This is a genomic window from Halolamina sediminis (assembly GCF_001282785.1).
Taxonomy (GTDB): Archaea; Halobacteriota; Halobacteria; order Halobacteriales; family Haloferacaceae; genus Halolamina; species Halolamina sediminis.
The window spans coordinates 828,939-847,150 of sequence record NZ_CVUA01000001.1; the positions used below are offsets into that span (position 1 = coordinate 828,939).

15 protein-coding genes are annotated in these 18,212 nt (G+C 69.3%); 9 read left to right on the top strand and 6 right to left on the bottom strand.

Features of this window, described 5'->3' with window-relative positions; translation table 11 throughout:
- Nucleotides 1-5 precede the first annotated feature (5 nt).
- Complete coding sequence (locus tag BN1959_RS04190; protein ID WP_053947458.1) at nucleotides 6-644, bottom strand: nucleotidyltransferase family protein; 639 nt, start codon at nucleotides 642-644, stop codon at nucleotides 6-8.
- Nucleotides 645-795: 151 nt separating this feature from the next.
- On the opposite strand from BN1959_RS04190, the gene BN1959_RS04195 reads away from it, so the two are divergent.
- From BN1959_RS04195 to BN1959_RS04215, 5 genes are all read left to right on the top strand, one after another.
- A complete protein-coding gene (locus BN1959_RS04195; RefSeq protein WP_053947459.1) occupies nucleotides 796-2,691 on the top strand; it encodes an ABC transporter substrate-binding protein in 1,896 nt (631 codons plus the stop codon).
- A 179-nt stretch (nucleotides 2,692-2,870) separates the two neighbouring features.
- Entirely contained in the window at nucleotides 2,871-3,845 is a 975-nt protein-coding gene (locus tag BN1959_RS04200) for an ABC transporter permease (RefSeq protein ID WP_053947460.1), read from the top strand.
- Nucleotides 3,845-5,068 (top strand): ABC transporter permease, encoded by a 1,224-nt coding sequence (locus tag BN1959_RS04205; protein WP_053947461.1) that lies wholly within the window; start codon nucleotides 3,845-3,847, stop codon nucleotides 5,066-5,068. The genes BN1959_RS04200 and BN1959_RS04205 overlap by 1 nt, the downstream gene beginning before the upstream one ends.
- Nucleotides 5,065-6,108 carry an ABC transporter ATP-binding protein gene (locus BN1959_RS04210; RefSeq protein WP_053947462.1) on the top strand — a complete coding sequence of 348 codons (1,044 nt, stop codon included), beginning with the start codon at nucleotides 5,065-5,067 and terminating at the stop codon, nucleotides 6,106-6,108. Before BN1959_RS04205 ends, BN1959_RS04210 begins: the two co-directional genes overlap by 4 nt.
- Entirely contained in the window at nucleotides 6,101-7,444 is a 1,344-nt protein-coding gene (locus BN1959_RS04215) for an ABC transporter ATP-binding protein (RefSeq protein WP_053947463.1), read from the top strand. Before BN1959_RS04210 ends, BN1959_RS04215 begins: the two co-directional genes overlap by 8 nt.
- Nucleotides 7,445-7,453: 9 nt before the next feature.
- Here the strand turns inward: BN1959_RS04215 and BN1959_RS04220 are convergent, their stop codons facing one another.
- The 3 genes from BN1959_RS04220 to BN1959_RS04230 are packed head-to-tail and all read right to left on the bottom strand — an operon-like array spanning nucleotide 7,454 to nucleotide 11,279.
- A complete protein-coding gene (locus BN1959_RS04220; protein ID WP_053947464.1) occupies nucleotides 7,454-9,784 on the bottom strand; it encodes a xanthine dehydrogenase family protein molybdopterin-binding subunit in 2,331 nt (776 codons plus the stop codon).
- Entirely contained in the window at nucleotides 9,781-10,686 is a 906-nt protein-coding gene (locus tag BN1959_RS04225; protein WP_053947465.1) for an FAD binding domain-containing protein, read from the bottom strand. The genes BN1959_RS04220 and BN1959_RS04225 overlap by 4 nt, the downstream gene beginning before the upstream one ends.
- Entirely contained in the window at nucleotides 10,686-11,279 is a 594-nt protein-coding gene (locus tag BN1959_RS04230) for a (2Fe-2S)-binding protein (RefSeq protein WP_053947466.1), read from the bottom strand. Before BN1959_RS04230 ends, BN1959_RS04225 begins: the two co-directional genes overlap by 1 nt.
- 123 nt (nucleotides 11,280-11,402) lie before the next feature.
- Between BN1959_RS04230 and BN1959_RS04235 the strand changes: the two genes are divergently transcribed.
- From BN1959_RS04235 to BN1959_RS04250, 4 genes are all read left to right on the top strand, one after another.
- Nucleotides 11,403-11,777: a DUF7471 family protein gene (locus BN1959_RS04235; RefSeq protein WP_202594639.1), complete on the top strand. Its 375-nt coding sequence runs from the start codon at nucleotides 11,403-11,405 to the stop codon at nucleotides 11,775-11,777.
- On the top strand, nucleotides 11,774-12,283 hold the full coding sequence (locus BN1959_RS04240) for a winged helix-turn-helix transcriptional regulator (RefSeq protein ID WP_053947467.1): 510 nt from the start codon (nucleotides 11,774-11,776) through the stop codon (nucleotides 12,281-12,283). The genes BN1959_RS04235 and BN1959_RS04240 overlap by 4 nt, the downstream gene beginning before the upstream one ends.
- Nucleotides 12,284-12,351: 68 nt before the next feature.
- Nucleotides 12,352-13,656 carry a DUF7405 family protein gene (locus BN1959_RS04245; RefSeq protein WP_053947468.1) on the top strand — a complete coding sequence of 435 codons (1,305 nt, stop codon included), beginning with the start codon at nucleotides 12,352-12,354 and terminating at the stop codon, nucleotides 13,654-13,656.
- A complete protein-coding gene (locus BN1959_RS04250; RefSeq protein ID WP_053947469.1) occupies nucleotides 13,649-14,719 on the top strand; it encodes a DUF7350 domain-containing protein in 1,071 nt (356 codons plus the stop codon). Before BN1959_RS04245 ends, BN1959_RS04250 begins: the two co-directional genes overlap by 8 nt.
- A gap of 31 nt (nucleotides 14,720-14,750) precedes the next feature.
- Here the strand turns inward: BN1959_RS04250 and BN1959_RS04255 are convergent, their stop codons facing one another.
- Together BN1959_RS04255 and BN1959_RS04260 are read right to left on the bottom strand one after the other, a co-directional pair.
- The gene (locus tag BN1959_RS04255) at nucleotides 14,751-16,727 is read right to left on the bottom strand and encodes a S9 family peptidase (RefSeq protein WP_053947470.1); all 1,977 of its coding nucleotides are present in this window, start codon (nucleotides 16,725-16,727) and stop codon (nucleotides 14,751-14,753) included.
- A 159-nt stretch (nucleotides 16,728-16,886) separates the two neighbouring features.
- Nucleotides 16,887-17,909 (bottom strand): DNA-3-methyladenine glycosylase family protein, encoded by a 1,023-nt coding sequence (locus BN1959_RS04260; protein WP_053947471.1) that lies wholly within the window; start codon nucleotides 17,907-17,909, stop codon nucleotides 16,887-16,889.
- Nucleotides 17,910-18,212: the final 303 nt, after the last annotated feature.

The following is an 18,212-nucleotide window of genomic DNA, read 5'->3' on the forward strand; positions in this document are numbered from 1 at the left end:
GCGGGCTACGTGTACGTCTTGACTGCCTCCCAGTACTCTGCGGGCGTGTCGATATCCACGAATACGCGCTCGTCGTCCACGTCGACCGTCCGCGTGTCGGTGCCGTCGGCGTAGACGACCGCTCGTGCTCCCCGTTCCTCGGTCGCCGGATCGTTCAGCAGCGCGTCGAACGTCGAGGCGGCGAACAGCGGCGGGTGCCCGCGCTCGCCGTCGGTGGCCGGCTGGATTACGTCCGCCTCGGGGTCGGCGGCGAACGCCTCGGCGACGGAGCGGACGGCCGCTGCCGGGATCAGGGGATAGTCGACCGGCGAGAGCAGCAGGCCGTCGGCGTCGCGTGCCCGCGCCTCGCGGACGCCGGCTCGGACCGACGTGAGCATCCCCGCCTCGTACCGATCGTTCTCGATCACCGTCGCACCCGAGAGATCTGCCCGGGCTCGGACTTCCGCAGCCTCGTACCCCACCACGACCACCGGCTCGACGCCGACTCGCTCGTACTGCTCGATCAGCCGCTCGACGAACCGCTGGCCGTCGACCGTCAGTAGCGGCTTCGGGAACCCCCCCATCCGTGTCGACGCCCCCGCGGCGGTGATCACTCCGAGCAGGTGAAGCGCCTCGGCGCCGCGCTCGTCGGGGTGAACGGTCATCACGACGACAGACGAGCCGGGAGGGCGTTAAACGCTCGGCTGTCGTCCCGTCTGGGTGTTTGGCGGCGATATGGAGGCGGTACCCATGAGTAAAGCAACCATGGTACTGAACGACAGTTTTATATTGGGTTTCCGGCAATACGCAGAGCACATGTCTGACCTTACCAAGCAAGGCGACAACGGCCACCCGAAGATGAACCGACGACGGTGGCTCCAGGGACTCGGAATCGCGGGAGCAGCCGGCCTCGCCGGCTGTACGGGCGGGCAGGACACTGATACGCCGACGGCGACCTCGACCGAGCCGGACCCGAACGCCACGGAGCCGGACACCCCGACGGCGACCGAGCGCCAGGAACTGCCCGAGCGCACGGGGCCGTACCAGCGGACGATCGCCAACGCGGCGTCGACGCTCAACCCCCTCTACAACAACGTGGACGGGGTCGGCACCCTGATCGGCTACACGATGGACATGGGCTATACGTTCATGCCCGGCACGGAGTTCCTCCCGCAGCTCTACGACCTCAGCTCCGACAACGGTGAGGTCTGGGTCGCGGAGGTCCGTGACAACCTCATGTTCGGCGGCGAGTACGAGCGCCAGGTGACCGCCGAGGACTTCGTCTACCAGGTGCAGGAGATCCACCAGGGCGGCTGGGCCGGGACGCCCGACGCGCCCAACTGGCCCTCCGAGTACAACATCGAACAGACCGGCGAGCTGGAGTTCCAGATCGAGCTCCCCGACGCGAACGTGCTCTACCCCGAGTCGTACGAGCCACTCCTCTACGCGATCCCGAAGGAGATCATGGAGCCGTACGTCGCCGAGGAGGACGCCGAAGGGCTCCAGCAGGACGACGACCTGCTCGAGCTCACGTTCACCGGGAACCTCGGCGCCTACGAGCTCGACGAGTGGGACCGTGGCAGCGCACAGATCTTCTCGCGCAACGACGAGTACTACCTGCGCGATGCGACCGACGTGGATCCGCTGTTCGAGGAAGCGCCGTACTTCGAGGGGATCGAGTCCGAAGTCGTTCAGGAGGAGGCCTCCCGCCTCGGCGCGCTCGAGACGGGCGAGTCCGACGTGGCCGGCCTCCCGCCGAACCGCGTCTCGGAGTTCCAGCAGATGGAGAGCGTCGACGTGAACATCACGCCGACGCCGTTCCAGAGCCTCATCACCTGGAACATGCGTGACAACGGCTGGAACACCGGTCCGGGCAACCTCTTCCGCGAGCAGTCGTTCCGCCAGGGGCTCGCCTGCGCCGTCAGCAAGGACCAGATCGTCGAGGGTATCTACCGTGGCTTCGCCGACCCGGCGTACACGTTCCAGCCCGAGTGGTCCACGTTCTACCCGGAGGACGACTCCGCGATCGAGCAGTTCGGAACCGGCGACCTCTACGGCGGCGAGCCCGCGCGGAGCCGCATCCGCGACGCGATCGAGGACACCGACTACAGCTACGACGGGCAGGGTCGCCTGCTCAACCCCGACGGGGACCAGTGTACGATCACGCTGCACCACTCGGCGTCGTCGAACACCAACCAGTCCCTCGCGGAGTTCATCGCTCAGGAGTACGAGGAGAACGCGGGGATCGTCGTCGAGACGACCGCGACCCAGTCCTCGCAGTTCCTGACCAACTACTTCCAGCAGGAGGCGCCGGAGGGCGAGACCGAGTGGAACGCCGGTCCGTTCAACCGTGGCCCGCGTGACGTGACGAGCGCGGAGTCGTGGGACATGAGCGTCATCTACGGCTACAACACCTACCCGCTCAACCCGACCGTCAGCGACGTGTTCTTCCTGCAGGACGGGAGCACGAACCCGCAGGGGTACTACCCGCAGTGGGACGCGGAGGGCCTGTACCAGCAGGCGAACAACGCGACGAGCCGGGACGAGCTCGCCGACGCGATGAAAGAGATCTTCGTCAATCTCAACCAGGCCCAGCCGATCGGGATGCTGACGTTCAGCGCCGACACGGTCGGGTACGCGGCCGACATCGAAGGTCCCATCGAGGACTTCTTCAGCGGCTGGGACTTCCCGGCCTGGTACCGAGACAACTAGACACCCAACGCGGTGAATTTTTCGGGAGTCACGGACCGACTACCGAAACACACATTGTTCGAGATGCGATACACAGACACACCCAGTGTGACAACCGACACCAGTGTCCGGGCGGCGGTGGCGGTTGGCACCAGCGGAGACAGAAACTTCGGAGACAGATGCACATGAGGATATAAGCTATGGGAATGGAATGGTACATCGTCCGACGGGTCGCCTGGGCGGCCATCGTGACGTTCATCATCGTCTCGATCACGTGGGGGCTGCTCATGGCGGCCCCGAACCCCAACGTTCAGCAGGCCGTCACACAGGCAGCGATCGGCGGCGACGACCCCGAGGAGGCGAGGGAGGCAGCACGCGAACGGTTGGGCCTCGACCGTTCGCCCGCCGAGCGCTACATGGACTACGTCGTCGGTATCTACACGCTCAACTGGGGGTGGTCAGACAGTCGTAACCAACCAGTAACGGCGGCACTGATCGAGTCGCTCTACTACACCGCCCAGTACTCGGTCCCCTGGACGATCCTGACGATCCTGATCGGGCCGATCGTGGGGCTGTACTCGGCTGCCAACCAGTACAGCTGGAAGGACCACGTCGCGACAGGCTTCGCCTTCTTCGGCTATGCAATCCCGAACTTCTTCTTCGGGATAATCCTGTTACTGATATTCGGGGTGACGTTGGAGTGGATCCCCGTGATATACAACACCGACGTGCCGGTGTTCAGCCTCGCGAACGTGAACCAACTGGTGATACCGGTGTTCGTGCTGGTCACGGGCTCGATCGGCGGGATCATGCGCGTCTCGCGGAACGAGTCCGCGGAGTTCGTCAACGCCGACTTCGTCAAGACCGCGCGGGCGAAGGGGGTCTCGACGTACAAGATCTACTTCCAGCACATCCTCCGGCCGACGATGGTACCGCTGTCGACGACGATGGTAAGCCAGCTGCTGGCGCTGTTCACCGGCGCCTCGCTGCTGGTCGAGGTGGTGTTCAGCATCCCCGGGCTCGGGACGACGCTGTTCCGGGCGATCACCTCACAGGACACGAGCCTCGTGCTCGGCTCGACCCTGTTTTTCACCTTCGTCGCGACCATCGGGAACCTGCTCCAGGACCTGGTGTACACAGTGCTTGACCCGCGGATCAGCTTCGAGGACCGATAATGGCGACGGACAGATCCACCTTCGACCGAGTCGACTGGGAGCAGATCACCGAGGAGTCGAACCGTGAGCTGTCGCCGAACTTCATCGGCATGGCTGCCGGGATGGCGGTGCTCACGCTGCTGATCCTGTACGACTACTTCCTGGTGACTCGGACCTACGACCAGATGCTCGGGCTCGACCTGGGCGGGCAGTACACGCCGACGTTCGCGCCGATCGGCTGGGAGTACGACGTGACCCAGCTCGACTGGCTGTTCGCCGTCTCGCTGCTTTTGTTCGGGTTCTACGTCGTGCTGCCGCTGTACCAGAACTCGCGGATGACGAAGTACTACTGGCGGGAGATGAAGCGCAACCGCCCGGCGATGGTGAGCCTGGGCTGGCTGATCTTCATCTTCGTCGTCGGCGTGCTGGGGCCGGTCGTGATCCCCGCGCCGACCTCGGAGCTGTTCCTGAAGTACCAGCCGCCGATGTTCCTGGAGATCTCCCAGAACTACCCGATCAACTGTGTCGGTCCCATCGTCGACGGCGCCTGCCAGGGCACGATGCAGTACCCGCTGGGGACGACCCAGAACGGGCGGGACATCTTCAAGATCATCATCTACGGGATGCAGATCAGCATGAAGATCGGCTTCATCGCGACGCTGATCGTCATCACCATCGGCACCGGGGTCGGGACGGTGTCGGCGTACGCGGGCGGCCTCGTCGACGAGGTGCTGATGCGCTGGGTCGACATCCAGCAGTCGTTCCCGACGTTCATCCTCTACCTGCTGATCCTCTACATCTGGGGCGGCGGGCTGTTCCTGTTCATCGTCCTGTTCGGGCTGTTCTCTTGGGAGGGGACCGCACGCTACGTGCGGAGCAACGCGCTCGCGAAGACCGAAGAGGAGTACATCAAGGCGACACAGCTCAGCGGCGCGAGCACGTACCGGATCATCCGGGCCCACATCGTGCCCAACAGCGCGAGCAGCATCATCACAAACATCACGCTGCTGATCCCGGCGTTCATCCTCGCGGAGGCTCAACTCGCGTTCCTCGGTCTCGGTGACTCGGCGATCCCCTCCTGGGGACAGCTGATCTCCGCGGGCCGCTCGGATCTCGGGTTCGCCCCCTGGATCACGCTGGCGCCCGGGATATTCCTCTTCTTCACCATCTTGGCGTTCAACTTCCTCGGGGACGCCCTCCTCGACGCACTGAACCCCGAAGCTGACGCGGAGTCAGAACAATGACAGACGAGCCACTACTCACGGTCGAAGGACTCACGACGGAGTTTACCACGGACAAAGGAACGCTGATCGCCGTCGACGGTATCGACTTCGAGATCCCCCGCGGCGAGACGGTCTGTCTCGTGGGGGAGTCGGGGTCGGGGAAGACCGTCGCCAGCGAGTCGATCACCCGCATCGTCCCCACGCCCCCGGGAGAGGTCTCCGGGAGCGTGACGTTCGACGGACGGGAGGTCACGACGATGAGCGAGTCCGAGTTGGAGGAGATCCGCGGCGGGCGGATCGCCCACATCTTCCAGAACCCACAGGACGCGCTCAACCACTGCTACACGGTCGGCTGGCAGATCGTCGAGGCAGTCCAGACCCACGAGCCCGACGTCTCCAAACAGGAGGCCCGCGAGCGCGCGGTCGAACTGCTCAACGACGTTGGCGTCGCAAACGCCGCCGCGCGGTTGGACGACTACCCCCACGAGTTCTCGGGCGGGCAGAAACAGCGCGTGATGATCGCGATGGCGCTGGTCACCAACCCCGACCTGCTGATCGCCGACGAGCCGACGACCGCGCTCGACGTGACGGTGCAGGCCCAGATCCTGAACCTGCTCGAAGATCTCCAGGACGAGTACGACATGTCGATCCTCTTCGTCACCCACGACCTGGGGGTCGTCGCCGGCATCGCCGACCACGTCGTCGTGATGTACGCCGGGAAGGTGATGGAGCGGGGCACCGTCTCTGAGATCTTCGAGGACCCCTCTCACCCCTACACGCGTGCGCTGCTCGAGTGTCTGCCCGGGCAGGCCCGCGCCGCGGAGGGGATCCCGGGGACGCTCCCCTCGCCGATCAACCCACCAGACGGCTGCCGGTTCGCGCCGCGGTGTGACTACGCGGTCGAGGAGTGCACCGCCGGCGAGCAGCCCCCCGAGGAGCCGCTGTCGGACACCCACGCCGTCTCGTGTGTCCACTACCAGCAGGGGTACGACGCCTCGACGGTGAAAGAGGAAGTCGTCCAGGACGACGGCGCGACCACCGGAGGTGTCACCAGTGACTGACGAACCCCTGGTCTCCGTCCGGAACCTGCAGAAGCACTACCCGATCACCCAGGGGATCCTCTCCCGGCAGGTCGGCGCCGCCAAGGCCGTCGACGGGATCAGCTTCGACATCGCCGAGGGGGAGACGCTGGGGCTCGTCGGTGAGTCCGGCTGTGGGAAGTCGACCGCGGCGTCCTCGATCATCCGGCTGGAGGAAGCCACCGACGGCGAGGTCATCTTCAACGGCGGCGGTCGCGCCGGCCGCGAACGGAACGCCGACGGCACCCACCCCAACGACGTGACGAAGTTCGACGACGAGGAGCTCAAGTCGTTCCGCCGGGACGCCCAGATGATCTTCCAGGACCCGTCCTCGAGTCTCGACCCGCGGATGACCGTCGGGCGCTCGGTCGCGGAGCTGCTGATGGTCCACGGGATGACCGACAAACAGCGCCGCCGGGAGATCGTCGAGGATCTGCTCGAACGCGTCGGGCTCGAAGCGGACTACTACGACCGCTACCCCCACGAGTTCTCCGGCGGGCAGAAACAGCGCATCGCGCTGGCCCGCGCGCTCGTGCTCAACCCCGAGTTCATCGTGGCCGACGAGCCCGTCTCCGCGCTCGACGTGTCGATCCGTGCGGAGATCCTCTCGCTGCTGAACGACATTCAGGAGGAGTTCGGCCTCTCGATGCTGTTCATCAGCCACGACATGAGCGTCGTCCGGGAGGTCTGTGACCGCGTCGCGGTGATGTACCTCGGCGAGATCGTCGAGATCGGCGACACCGACGAGGTGTTCACCAACCCCCAGCACCCCTACACCGAGGCGTTGCTGTCGGCGATCCCGCGGCCGGACCCCTCCGACCAGCGCGAGAACATCGAACTGAAGGGGACCGTCCCCAGCCCCATCTCCCCGCCGTCGGGCTGTAAGTTCCACACGCGCTGTCACATGGTGATCCAGTCCGACGAGTACGACGTCGAGCAGGAGGACTGGCGCGCGTTGCTGACGTTCCGGGACAAGGTTCAGGCCGGCGAGATCGACCCCGAGGGGATCCGACAGGCGCTCGCGCCGCCGGACGAGGAGCCCTCGGTCGTCGACGACGAGACCGTCGAGTCACAGATCCGGATCGAGTTCGACCTGCCCGAGACGCTCGCGGACGACGAAGCCGAGGCGATCGTCGACCGCGCGCTCGACGCGCTCACGAGCGGCGACGTCGAGACCGCCGAAAACGAGCTGTCGACGTTCACCACGCCCTGCGAGAAGGACGAGCCCGAGGAGACCGACCACGGGAACGGCCACCTCTCGGCGTGTCTGCGAAACAAGCCCGAAACCGAACACGGCGCCCCGCTCGCCGACGACTGAGCGGCGCGCTCAGCCCTCTTCTGCCGCCCGGACCCGCTCCGGCGTGAGCGGCATGTCGAGGTGGTCGACGCCGACCGCGTCGGCGACCGCGTTCACCAGCGCCGGCGGCGCCGCGATCGTGCCGGCCTCGCCGATGCCTTTCACGCCCAGCTCGTTCTCCGGGCTCGGCGTCTCCCTCGCCCGCGTCTCGATGTCGGGCAGGTCACCAGCCCGCGGGAGCGCGTAGTCGAGCATCGTCGCCGCCGCCAGCGTGCCGTCCGCGCCGTACGTCGCCCGCTCGGACTGGGCCTGCCCGAGCCCCTGTGCGACGCCGCCGTGGACCTGTCCCTCGACGATCCGGGGGTTCACTCGGACCCCGCAGTCGTCGACTGCGACGTAGCGTTCGATCTCGAACTCGCCGGTCTCGGGATCGACCGCTACCGCGACCGCGTGGCTACCGAACGTGTAGGCAGTGTCGTCGAGTTCGTAGAACGTCGTGGCCTCCAGCCCCGGCGAGAGCCCCGCGGGGAGCCCTCGGCCGTAGGCGGCGTCGGCCACGTCGGCGAACGAGCAGCGGTCGCCGTCGGCACGGAACCCCGACTCGGTCTGCTCGATTTCGTCGGGCGCGGCGTCGAGCTCGTGGGCGGCGATCCGTTCGGCCTTCTGCAGCACGTCGGCGGCGCTCTCGGCCACCGCGTTGCCGCCGACGACCGTGCTCCGGGAGCCGAACGTCCCCGTCCCGGTAGGAACTTTGTCGGTGTCACCCTCGACGACCTCGATCTCTCCCGGTCCGACCGGGAGCTCCTCGGCGACGATCTGGGCGTAGATCGTGCCGTGACCCTGTCCGTGGTCGTGGGTGCCCGCCGAAACCGTCACGCCGCCGTCTGGGTGGACGCGCACGACGCCGCTCTCGAAGCCGCCGCCGGTGCTCTCGACGTAGCCCGCGACGCCCACACCCCGCAAGCGTCCGTCGTCGTCGCGCTCGCCGCCGCTCGGGTGTTCCGAGACCGCCTCGGCCGCCTCGTTGAGCGCGGGCTCGTAGTTCCCGCTGTCGTACGTCGCGCCGACCGCGGTCTCGTGGGGGAAGTCGTCGGCGTCGATCAGGTTCCGCCGCCGGAGCTCGATGGGGTCGACGCCCAATTCGTCGGCGGCCACGTCCACGAGGCGCTCGGTGACGTACACCGCCTCGGGCCGGCCCGCGCCGCGGTAGGAGTGGACCGGCGCCGTCGTCGTGAACACGCAGCGCGACCGGCAGTAGATCGCGGGAACCTCGTACTGGCTCGCGAGCAGCCGGCCGTACCAGCCCGGCATCGCGCCGCCGCCGCCGAGTGCGTAGCCGCCGATCCCGGCGTACGTGTCCGCCCGCAGGCCGAGAAAGCGACCGTCCGAATCGAGCGCGAGTTCGGCGGTCGTCCGATGGTCGCGACCGTGGGCCCCCTCGCGGTAGTTCGCCGAGCGCGTGGCGGTCCACTTCACCGCCTCGCCGAGTTCGCGGGCGGCCCAGGCGGCCATCGCTTCGCCGGGGTGGTGGTGGCCCTTGTGCCCGAACCCGCCGCCGACGTCGGGCGAGATCACCCGTATCTGGCGTTCCGGCTCCCCGAGCGTGTGCGAGAGCTTCCGCCGGTGGCCGTGGGGCGACTGGCTGCTCATCGTCACCGTGAACCCCTCGGTGCGATCGTACTCGGCCATCGCCGCGCGCGGTTCGAGCGCGCTGGGGATCAGGCGGTTGTTTTCCAGATCGACGCTGACGATCTCCGCGGCCTCGGCGAACGCGCGGTCGGTCGCTTCCCGGTCGCCGAGTTCGCCGACCGCGGCGACGTTGTCCGGCGCCTCGTCGAACAGCGTCGGGGCGTCCTCGTCGGCGGCGGCGCGCGGGTCGGTCTCCACGCCGAGGGGATCGTACGCCACGTCGACTGCCTCGACGCCGTCGGCGGCGGCGTAGCGGTCCCGCGCGACCACCGCGGCGACGGGCTGCCCGTCGTAGCGAACGCGGTCGGCGGCGAGGACGGGATGACCCGGCACCTCGCAGTCCAGCGGCTCCGTCCGGACCGGAAGTCGCATCGGCGCGTCGCTGTCGGCCAGATCCGTCCACGTGTAGACAGCAACCACGCCGTCGACCGCCTCAGCCGCGTCGGTGTCGATTTCCTCCACGCGTGCGTGAGCGTGCGGGCTCCGGACGAACGCGAGCGCGGCGGCCTCCTGCCCGAAGTCGTCGGTGTACGTCGTCTCCCCGCGGAGCGCGCGGGCGTCCTCGCGACGCAGCGGGCTGTGGCCGATCCCCTCCCCGCCTTCTGCTGTGCCGGCGTCGGCGGTCGTCGGCACCGACCCCTCGGCCTCGATGACGCTCTCCTCGCCGCTCATGGTGCCACCCCCTCCCGGCCGACGGCGCGAGCGACCGCCTCGGTAACGGCATCCTCGGCACACGCTGACAGCAGTGTCCGGCGCTGCTCGGCCGAGACGACGTGATCCTCGCGAACGGGACCGTCCACGCGATCGCCCGCCTTCGCCGCGGCGTCGGTAACGCTGTCGACCGGCGAACCCGCATCGGCACCGTCGAGTTCGCGCTCGACCGCCCTGAGCCGGACCGGCGCGTCACACAGGCCCACGGCCGCGACCCGTGGGTCGGCTACGCTGCCGTCGACGACCCGGAGCCGCGCGGCGACGCCGACCGACGCGTACCCCGTCGAGGGGTGGGTCTCCCGCGCGTAGCCGCCACTAGCGTCGGAAGCGAGCGGGATCGAGATCCGAGTCAGCAGTTCGTCGTCCTCCCGGACGGTCTCGTGGTCGCCGGTCGCGAACCCCTCGGCTGGGACTGTTCGGTCGCCGTCAGGGCCGACGAGGTGGAGCGTGGCGTCCGCGGCGACGGTCGCCGCCGGGATGTCGCTCGCGGGGTGGGCCGCGGCGAGGTTCCCGCCGACGGTGCCGCGGTTGCGGATCTGGGCGTCGCCGACCGCCGCCGTGGCGTCGAGCAGCACGTCGATGCCCGCCGGCTCGGCGTCGAGCAGCTCGGCGTCGGTCGTGAGCGCGCCGATCGAGATTCGTTCGGTCGCGCCGTCGGCGTCGTCCACGGCGACACGCCCGACGCCGCGAAGTTCCCCGAGCCCCCCGAGATCGACGACCGTTTCGGGGTCGCGTTCGCGGGCCTTGAGCAGCGGAACCAGGTCGTGTCCGCCCGCGAGCGGGACCGCGTCGGGGGCCGCGAGCGCGTCGAGGGCGTCGTCGAGCGAGTCGGGGCGCTCGTAGTCGAACCGCGGCGGGAACATCAGTCCCCACCCCCAGATGCCGGGTCGTCACCGTCTCCCGCCGACTCGCACCTGGCGCCGTCGGTTTCGATCGGTTCGAGCTTCGCCGCGGCGGCCTCGACGGCGTCGACGACGTTCTCGTAGCCCGTGCAGCGACAGACGTTCCCCTTCAGCCCCTCGCGGATCTCCTCGCGGTCGGGGTCGGGGTTGTCCGCGAGCAGGTCGCGGCTCCGGAGCACCATCCCCGGCGTGCAGTAGCCACACTGGAGCCCGTGCTCCTCGTGGAAGCTGCGCTGGACCGGGCCCAAGTCGGCGTCGGCGCCGGGTTCGGGAGCGGTCTCGTCGGTCTCGCTGAGCCCCTCGGGTGCCCCCTCGATCCCGCCGACAGTGGTGATCTCGGCGCCGTCGGCCTGCACCGCGAGCACGCAGCAGGACTTGGCGATCTCGCCGTCCAGCTCGACGGTGCAGGCGCCGCACTTCCCGGACTCGCAGCCGACGGTGGGCTGGGTGTACCCCCAGTCCTCCCGGAGCGCGTGGACCAGCAGCCGTCTGGCCTCGACGGTCGCCGTCTCGGTCGTCCCGTCGACGGTCGCCGTCACCTCGTGTTCGGACATACCCGTCGGTTGGGTCGGAGGACCATATTGGTTGGTACGGACCGGCACGGTTGCCGGTGAGTCGCCGTCGCTTCCCCACCGCCACCGTGAGGCGTATGCCCGTCGAGGCGCTAACGGCGCCTGATGCTTCCTCCGCTGGCGGCCGGCGTCCACGGGCAGGACCCCACGATGTTCGTCCTGCTCTCAGTGGCCGCCGCGCTGACTGCCGTCGTCGCCGGCCTCGCGATCGCGGCGTTCGTCCGGCGGCGCTCGCGGCGCTACCTGCTGGTCGCGCTGGCGCTGTCGACGCTGCTCGCCCGCAGTGCGATCGGCGTGGGCGCCTACCTCGGCGCCGTCGGCCCGGGGCTCCACCACACGCTGGAACACGCACTCGACGTGTCGATGGCGGCACTGGTGATCGCGGCCGTCTACCTCGTCGGCAAGCCGGCGTACTCGGACGCGATCCGTGCCGACGGGGGCGAGCGCGACGGGGACCGGAACGGAGGGGACGAGCGATGAGCGAGGTCCGTGAGCGACTGCTCGAGCACGTCCGGAACCACCCGGGCCGGCACGCCAGCGCGCTGGGCCGGGAGCTCGATCTCGCGACCGGCCAGCTCCAGTACCACCTGCGTCGGCTCCGTCGTTCGGGCAGCGTCGTCGCCGACGAGTGGTACGGCCGCACCCACTACTTCCCCCCGGGGTACGACGAACGCGAACGCGAGCGGATCGCGCTGGCCCGGCGGGAGACCGCCCGAGCGATCCTCGCGGCGCTGCTCACGGGAGAGACGCCCGCTGCGGCGCTGGCGGACCGGCTCGACGTCGCCCGGAGCACGCTCTCCTACCACGTCGATCGCCTCCGCGACGCCGGGCTGGTCGAACAACGCCGCGACGATCGCGGCCGGGTCCACCTCTCGCTCGTCGATCCCGAGCGCACGCGGTCGCTGCTCGCGACGGTCGACCCCGACGCGAGCGACCGACTCGTCGACCGCTTCACGCGACTGGTCGACGAGCTACTCGACGGATAGCGCCGGTCTCCGCGCCGTTTCGAGAGCCGCACCAGAACCCACTTTCCCGTCGATCCCTTACCGTGAGTATGAGCGACTCCCACGGGATCGACCGCCGCGAGTTCGTCAAGTCCGCCGTCGCGATCGGCGGCGCGGCGGCGCTGTCGGCCTGCCTGAACCGGGGGCCGGAGATCGACGTGCCGCGAGGACCCGAGGAGCCCGACGCCGCGTTCCCGGCGCGCCAGCACGCTTGGAACGAGTTCCTCCCGACCACCGACGAGGGGAACAACCACCACCCGCGCCACCGCGTGCTGCTCCCGCTGGACTACGGTGAGGGGACGCCGACCGACGCCGAGCGCGAGGCCGTCGAAACGGCGCTTGCCGGCGTCGAGCGCGCCTACGAGCGCTCGGCTGCAGGGCTGCTGCTGACGGTCAGCTACTCGCCGTACTACTTCGACCGCTTCGACGCCGACCTACCAGAGAGCGTCGACTTACCCGAGCCGCGGGCGCTCGCCTCCTTCGAGAACCCGAACCCCGACGACCCCGACGCGATCGTGCACCTCGCGAGCGATTACGGCGAGGTCGTGATGGGCGCCGAGGAGGCGCTGAAGGGCGAGATCGACGAGCTCAACGGCGTCTCCCAACCCGACGCCGCGCTGACCGACGCGTTCTCGATCCGGGAGCGCCGCACCGGCTTCATCGGTGACGGGCTGCCCGCCGAGAATCAGGACGTCGACGGCGTGCCCGACGACGGACCGGTGCCCGAAGACGCCCCGCTGTACATGGGGTTCGAGTCCGCCTACGAGGGGAACCAGCCCACCGAGGATCGCGTGACGATCCAGGAGGGCCCCTTCGCCGGCGGCACGACCCAGCAGCTCTCGACGCTGACGCTGAACCTGAACCAGTGGTACGAGCAGGACACCCGGAAGCAGCGCGTCGCGAAGATGTTCTGCCCGCACCACGCGAACAACGACGTGGTCGAGGACGCCGGCGAGAACCTCGGCACCGATCCGCGGATGGACGACTGCGCCGACCCGATGGACAGCGCCCGGAGCGACGGCGTCGTCGGCCACGGGCAGAAGATGGTCGACGTCCGCGAGGACGACGCGCCGATCATCCTGCGCCGGGACTTCGACTCGACCGATCAGGGCCGCGCCGGGGTCCACTTCCTCTCGCTGCAGCGCGAGATCGCCGACTTCGTCACGACCCGCGAAGCGATGAACGGCGAGGAGGTCGACCGCAACTCCGCGGTCGGCCAGCGCACGAACAACGGGATCCTCCAGTACATCAACACGGTTCGCCGGGGGAACTACCTCGTGCCGCCGCGCTCGCTGCGCGCGCTCCCGCCCGCGAACCCCGAGCCCGCCGAGGACGCGGAGGTGGCGCATGCGTAGGCCGTCCCGCCGGTCGTTCCTCGCGGGTATCGGCGCCGCCGGCGCCGTCGGTACCGCCGGCTGTCTCGGGTTCGAACTCCAGTCGGGCAACCGCGAGCCGCCGCTGGTGGAGAACCGCCCCGACGGCGTCTACTATCCCACCCACACCGAGGGGATGCTGATGGGTGGGATGGCCAGCGACGGTGGCTACAGCTGTGCGCTCACGTACAGCTACCCCCACCGCTTCTGGACGATCACCGGCAGCGACACCACGCAGGTCGAGGTGGGCTCGGACGACGCGCTCCACCTCATGCCGTTCGTCTGGCACAGCGAGACGGGGGTCGTCCCCTCAGACGTGAACCCCTCGGTGGAGGTGACCCGCGACGGCGAGTCGGTCGTCAGCGGGCTCAACCCCTGGGCGATGCTCTCCCAGAACATGGGCTTTCACTTCGGCGACAACGTCGAACTCCCCGAGCAGGGCGAGTACGACGTGACCGTCACGGTCGGCGAGGGGAGCAGCCGCCGTACCGGCTCGCTGGCGGAGGCCGGCTCGGCCGAGTTCGAGTTCACGATCGACTACCAGCGCTCCGAACTGCAGGAGGTGCCGTTCACCGACATCCCCGAGGCCAAACAGGGGAGCCTCGGCGCCGTCAAGCCGATGGAGATGGAGATGGTGCCCATCAGGCAGGCGCCGGCCGTCGAGGATCTGCCCGGGACGAGCCACGGGAGGACCGAGAGCGGCGACGCCGTAATGGCGGTCCAGCGCCTCGACGACGCAGCGCGCTTCGAGGCCGACGAGGATCAGCAGTATCTCGCCGTCTCGCCACGCACGCCGTACAACCGCTTTCCGCTGCCGCTGATGTCGCTGTCGGCGACGCTGTCCCGCGACGGCGAGACGGTGTTCGACGACTACCTCTACAAGTGGCTCGACCCAGATTTCGGCGTCCACTACGGCGCGGTCGTCGACGGCGTCGCGTCCGGCGACGAACTCACGATCAGCGTCGGCACGCCGCCGGCGGTCTCCCGGCACGAGGGGTACGAGACCGCGTTCCGGAACATGCCCGACGCGACGCTGACGCTCTGAACGGCCGCAAAGTTACCTTCTCGGATCCGCGCTACTCCACCCGCCGAACCGAGCGCTGCCCCTCGTGGAGCTTGATCTCGGGGATCTCGTCGGCTGGCTCGAAGCCGAACGTCTCCCCGTAGAACGCGAGTTCGAGTTCGAGCGCCCGCCGACTCGCTTCCGCGGTCCGGAAGCCGTGACGCTCCTCGGGGAACAGCGCGTAGGCGTAGGGTGTCTCGGTCTCCACCAGCGCGTCCACCATGTCCTCGGCCTGCTCTTGGGGGACCACGCGGTCCTCGCCGCCCTGCAGCAGCAGCAGCGGCGCGTCGATCTCCGTGGCGTGGAACGCCGGCGAGCGGTCCTCGTAGATTTCCCGCGCCTCGGGCAGCGGGCCGACCAGCCCGTCGAGGTAGCGCGACTCGAACTTGTGGGTGCCCGTCGCGAGCGCTTCGAGGTCGGCGACGCCGTAGTGGCTCGCGCCGGCGTCGAACGTGTCGTGGAACGAAAGCGCACAGAGCACCGCGTAGCCGCCGGCGCTGCCGCCGGTGATCGCGAGGCGGTCCGGGTCCGCACGGCCGGTCTCTGCGAGGTACTCCGCGGTGTCGACCACGTCGGCGGTGTCGAGCACGCCCCACTCGCCCTGCAGCGCGTCGCGGTAGTCGCGGCCGTACCCCGTCGAGCCGCGGTAGTTCACGTCCGCGACTGCGAAGCCCCGGGTGGTGTAGTACTGGATCGCGAGGTTCGCGACGGGCAGGGTCTGGCTCGTCGGACCGCCGTGGACCATCGTCACCAGCGGCGGATCTTCGCTCTCGGGCGCGCGTTCGTCGGCGTTCGTCGGCGGATAGTAGTAGGCGTGGGTCGTCTCGCCGTCCCGCGTGGGCACGTCGACGTGTTCGGGCTCGGCGACCATTCCCGCGTCGAGGTCGAGCGAGAACGACTGCTGGAGGGCGGTTGGCTCGCCGTCGCCGGGCGTCCAGCGGGCGACCGTCCCGGGCGTCGTCGGTCCGCCGGCGACGAACGCCAGCGCCCCGCCGTCGGTCGCGATCCGGGCGTGGGGGTACGCCGAGAACGGGAGATCGGCCGCTCGCAGTTCGTCGTCCTCGTCGAGCAGGCAGAGCGACCACTCGCCGTCGCTGTTGCGGAGCACCGCGACGCGGCCGTCTTCGAGGAACGCGTACGTCGCCGAGCCGAACGACCACTGCGGGACGCCGAACTCCGCGTCCTCGGGCGTTCGGTTCCGGGGCTCGTCGTCGCCCGCGGCGTCGAGTTCGTAGAGGTTCCACCAGCCCGTCCGGTCCGAGACGGCGTGGAGCCGACCGTCCGGGCTCCAGCCGGGCTGGAACACCGACTCCTCGGGGCCACCCATGACCACGCGCTCCCCGGAGAGGGAGCTGTCGTCGCCCACGTCGGCGACGTGGAGTTCGGTGCCGTCCCACGGCATCCGCGGGTGGTCCCACGTCGTCCACGCGAGGCGCTCGCCGTCGGGGTCGAGCCGCGGGAACGAGTAGAAGTCGTGGCCCGACGCGACGACCGCGGGCGCCTCGCTGCCGTCCGCGGGCAGCGTGACGAGCTCGTTGACCACGTCCTCGGCGTCGTCACCTTCGTGGCGCTCCCGGACCGCGTAGAGGCGCTCGCCGTCGGGGGATACCTCCACGTCGGCGTAGCGCTGACCGCGTTCGGTCTCCGGCTCTGGGGTGATCGGTTCGGGCTCGCCGTCGGGATCGAGCCGGTAGAGTCGCTGATCGTCGAACGCGGCGTAGAACACGGTGCCGTCCTGCACCGCGAAGTCGCCGCCGCCGTACTCGTGGACCAGCGTGCGCACGTCGGCGTCGTCCGGGGTCACTTCGACGGGATCGCTGCCGTCGCCGTCCGCCCGGACGACGACACCTCTTCCTTCCTCGTCGGGTCGTCGTTCCAGCCAGTAGACGCTGCCGTCGTCCACTGCGACGGGGCCGAAACGGAGCGTGTCGGCGGCCACGTCGGCCGCGGCGACGGGAGAGTTCCACTCGCCGTACGGTGTGTCGGACATGCGCGTCGCTTCGGCGGACGACGGCTTGACAGTTCGGGTGGGCGAGGGTGTCGCCGATTCGGCGAAATCAGTCACCCACGCCGGCTGGCTGCGTGCCGTCACCAGAACGCTCCGCGTTCTGGTTGGCGAACGAGAGCTCCGCTCTCGTAAACGACGGGATCAGTCGCCGTCGGTCCGGAGGTGGTGGAACACGTACGTCTGGGCGTAGCCCGCGTACGCGTCGGGGCCGCTCTCGCCGAACGGCTCTTCGCGCTCGGCCAGCCCGGCGCCGAGGCGGTCCCGGATCGCCCGCGAGGTCTCGGCGTAGTTGCCGCCCTCGCAGTCGGGGAAGTAGTCGCCGATCGCCGTCTGGATCCACGTGTCCAGCGGGATCGCCTGCAGGTAGCCCAGAGAGAACAGCAGCACGCAGTCGGCCACCTTGTCGCCGACGCCGACGAACTGGGTGAGCGCCTCCCGGGCCTCCTCGTACGGCAGGCCGCGCGCGTCGTCGGGGTGGGCCTCGCCCGACGCCACCATCTCGGCGGTGCGCTGGACGTACGGCGCGCGGTAGCCCAGACTCAGCTCCCGCAGTTCGTCCTCGGTCCGCGCGGCCAGCGCCTCGGGCGTCGGGTAGGCGTACAGCGTTCGGTCGCCCAGCTCGACCGGCGTGCCGTAGCTCTCCCGGAGCGACCGCTGCATCCCGAAGATCCGGCTCACGCGCATCTGCGCCGAACAGATGAACGAGATCAGGCAGGGGAAGGCAGGGTCCCGGACGAGCCGCAGCCCGCGGTAGCGGTCGTACGCCCGCGAGAGCAACGCGCCGTCGTCGGTCGCGTCGTAGATCGCCGTGAGGTCGTCGTCGAGCCGGAGCAGGTGCGTGAGGATCGACTCGCCGTCGACCGACTCGGTCGGCGCCGCGGGCCCGTCACCGCCTGCGTCCGCCGGAACGCCGCCGGCCTCCCACTCGATCGTCCCGGCGTCGACACTGCCGCGCTGCCGGGCGCGGACGACCGTGGGCTGGTCGACCAGCCCGGGCGTCGACGGGAGGACGGTTTCGTACCACGCGTCGCCGCCGTGGGCGGCGGACTCGGTGTAGCCGTCGCCGTCGGCGCGCTCCCAGAGGTAGCTCTGCCCGCTCTCCAGGGTCGACTGCAGGTCGAACGGTCCGTCGAGTGTCGAAACGTCGATCCGGCCCGACTCCATTATCGGGCGGAGGCCGGCGGCGGGTTTCGGGGTTTCGGTCCCGTCAGTGAGGGGGCGACCATGCGTTCGGTCGCACAGCCCCGAACGGCTGCTGTGGCTCCGCAGCGTCGACCGCGGGGCTCAGCGTCCCGGTGAGTCGAAACCGAGGCTCCCTGGAGTCGCTCTCGGCGTGTCCCGAGCGGCAAAGTCGAGTGGGGGCTACCCGTCGAACAGCTCCCGGCCGGCGCCGTCGGCGACGGCGCCCGCGGCGTGCTCCATGGCGTGGCACATCTCGGCGAACGCGGCGGTGTCGCGTGTGGAGGG

What these genes read in the sequence shown, in the direction of transcription:
- BN1959_RS04190 (WP_053947458.1), bottom strand. Translation starts at nt 644, where the DNA reads ATGACCGTTCACCCCGACGAGCGCGGCGCCGAGGCGCTTCACCTGCTC.
- BN1959_RS04195 (WP_053947459.1), top strand. Translation starts at nt 796, where the DNA reads ATGTCTGACCTTACCAAGCAAGGCGACAACGGCCACCCGAAGATGAAC.
- BN1959_RS04200 (WP_053947460.1), top strand. Translation starts at nt 2,871, where the DNA reads ATGGGAATGGAATGGTACATCGTCCGACGGGTCGCCTGGGCGGCCATC.
- BN1959_RS04205 (WP_053947461.1), top strand. Translation starts at nt 3,845, where the DNA reads ATGGCGACGGACAGATCCACCTTCGACCGAGTCGACTGGGAGCAGATC.
- BN1959_RS04210 (WP_053947462.1), top strand. Translation starts at nt 5,065, where the DNA reads ATGACAGACGAGCCACTACTCACGGTCGAAGGACTCACGACGGAGTTT.
- BN1959_RS04220 (WP_053947464.1), bottom strand. Translation starts at nt 9,784, where the DNA reads ATGAGCGGCGAGGAGAGCGTCATCGAGGCCGAGGGGTCGGTGCCGACG.
- BN1959_RS04225 (WP_053947465.1), bottom strand. Translation starts at nt 10,686, where the DNA reads ATGTTCCCGCCGCGGTTCGACTACGAGCGCCCCGACTCGCTCGACGAC.
- BN1959_RS04230 (WP_053947466.1), bottom strand. Translation starts at nt 11,279, where the DNA reads ATGTCCGAACACGAGGTGACGGCGACCGTCGACGGGACGACCGAGACG.
- BN1959_RS04235 (WP_202594639.1), top strand. Translation starts at nt 11,403, where the DNA reads ATGCTTCCTCCGCTGGCGGCCGGCGTCCACGGGCAGGACCCCACGATG.
- BN1959_RS04240 (WP_053947467.1), top strand. Translation starts at nt 11,774, where the DNA reads ATGAGCGAGGTCCGTGAGCGACTGCTCGAGCACGTCCGGAACCACCCG.
- BN1959_RS04245 (WP_053947468.1), top strand. Translation starts at nt 12,352, where the DNA reads ATGAGCGACTCCCACGGGATCGACCGCCGCGAGTTCGTCAAGTCCGCC.
- BN1959_RS04250 (WP_053947469.1), top strand. Translation starts at nt 13,649, where the DNA reads ATGCGTAGGCCGTCCCGCCGGTCGTTCCTCGCGGGTATCGGCGCCGCC.
- BN1959_RS04255 (WP_053947470.1), bottom strand. Translation starts at nt 16,727, where the DNA reads ATGTCCGACACACCGTACGGCGAGTGGAACTCTCCCGTCGCCGCGGCC.
- BN1959_RS04260 (WP_053947471.1), bottom strand. Translation starts at nt 17,909, where the DNA reads ATGGAGTCGGGCCGGATCGACGTTTCGACACTCGACGGACCGTTCGAC.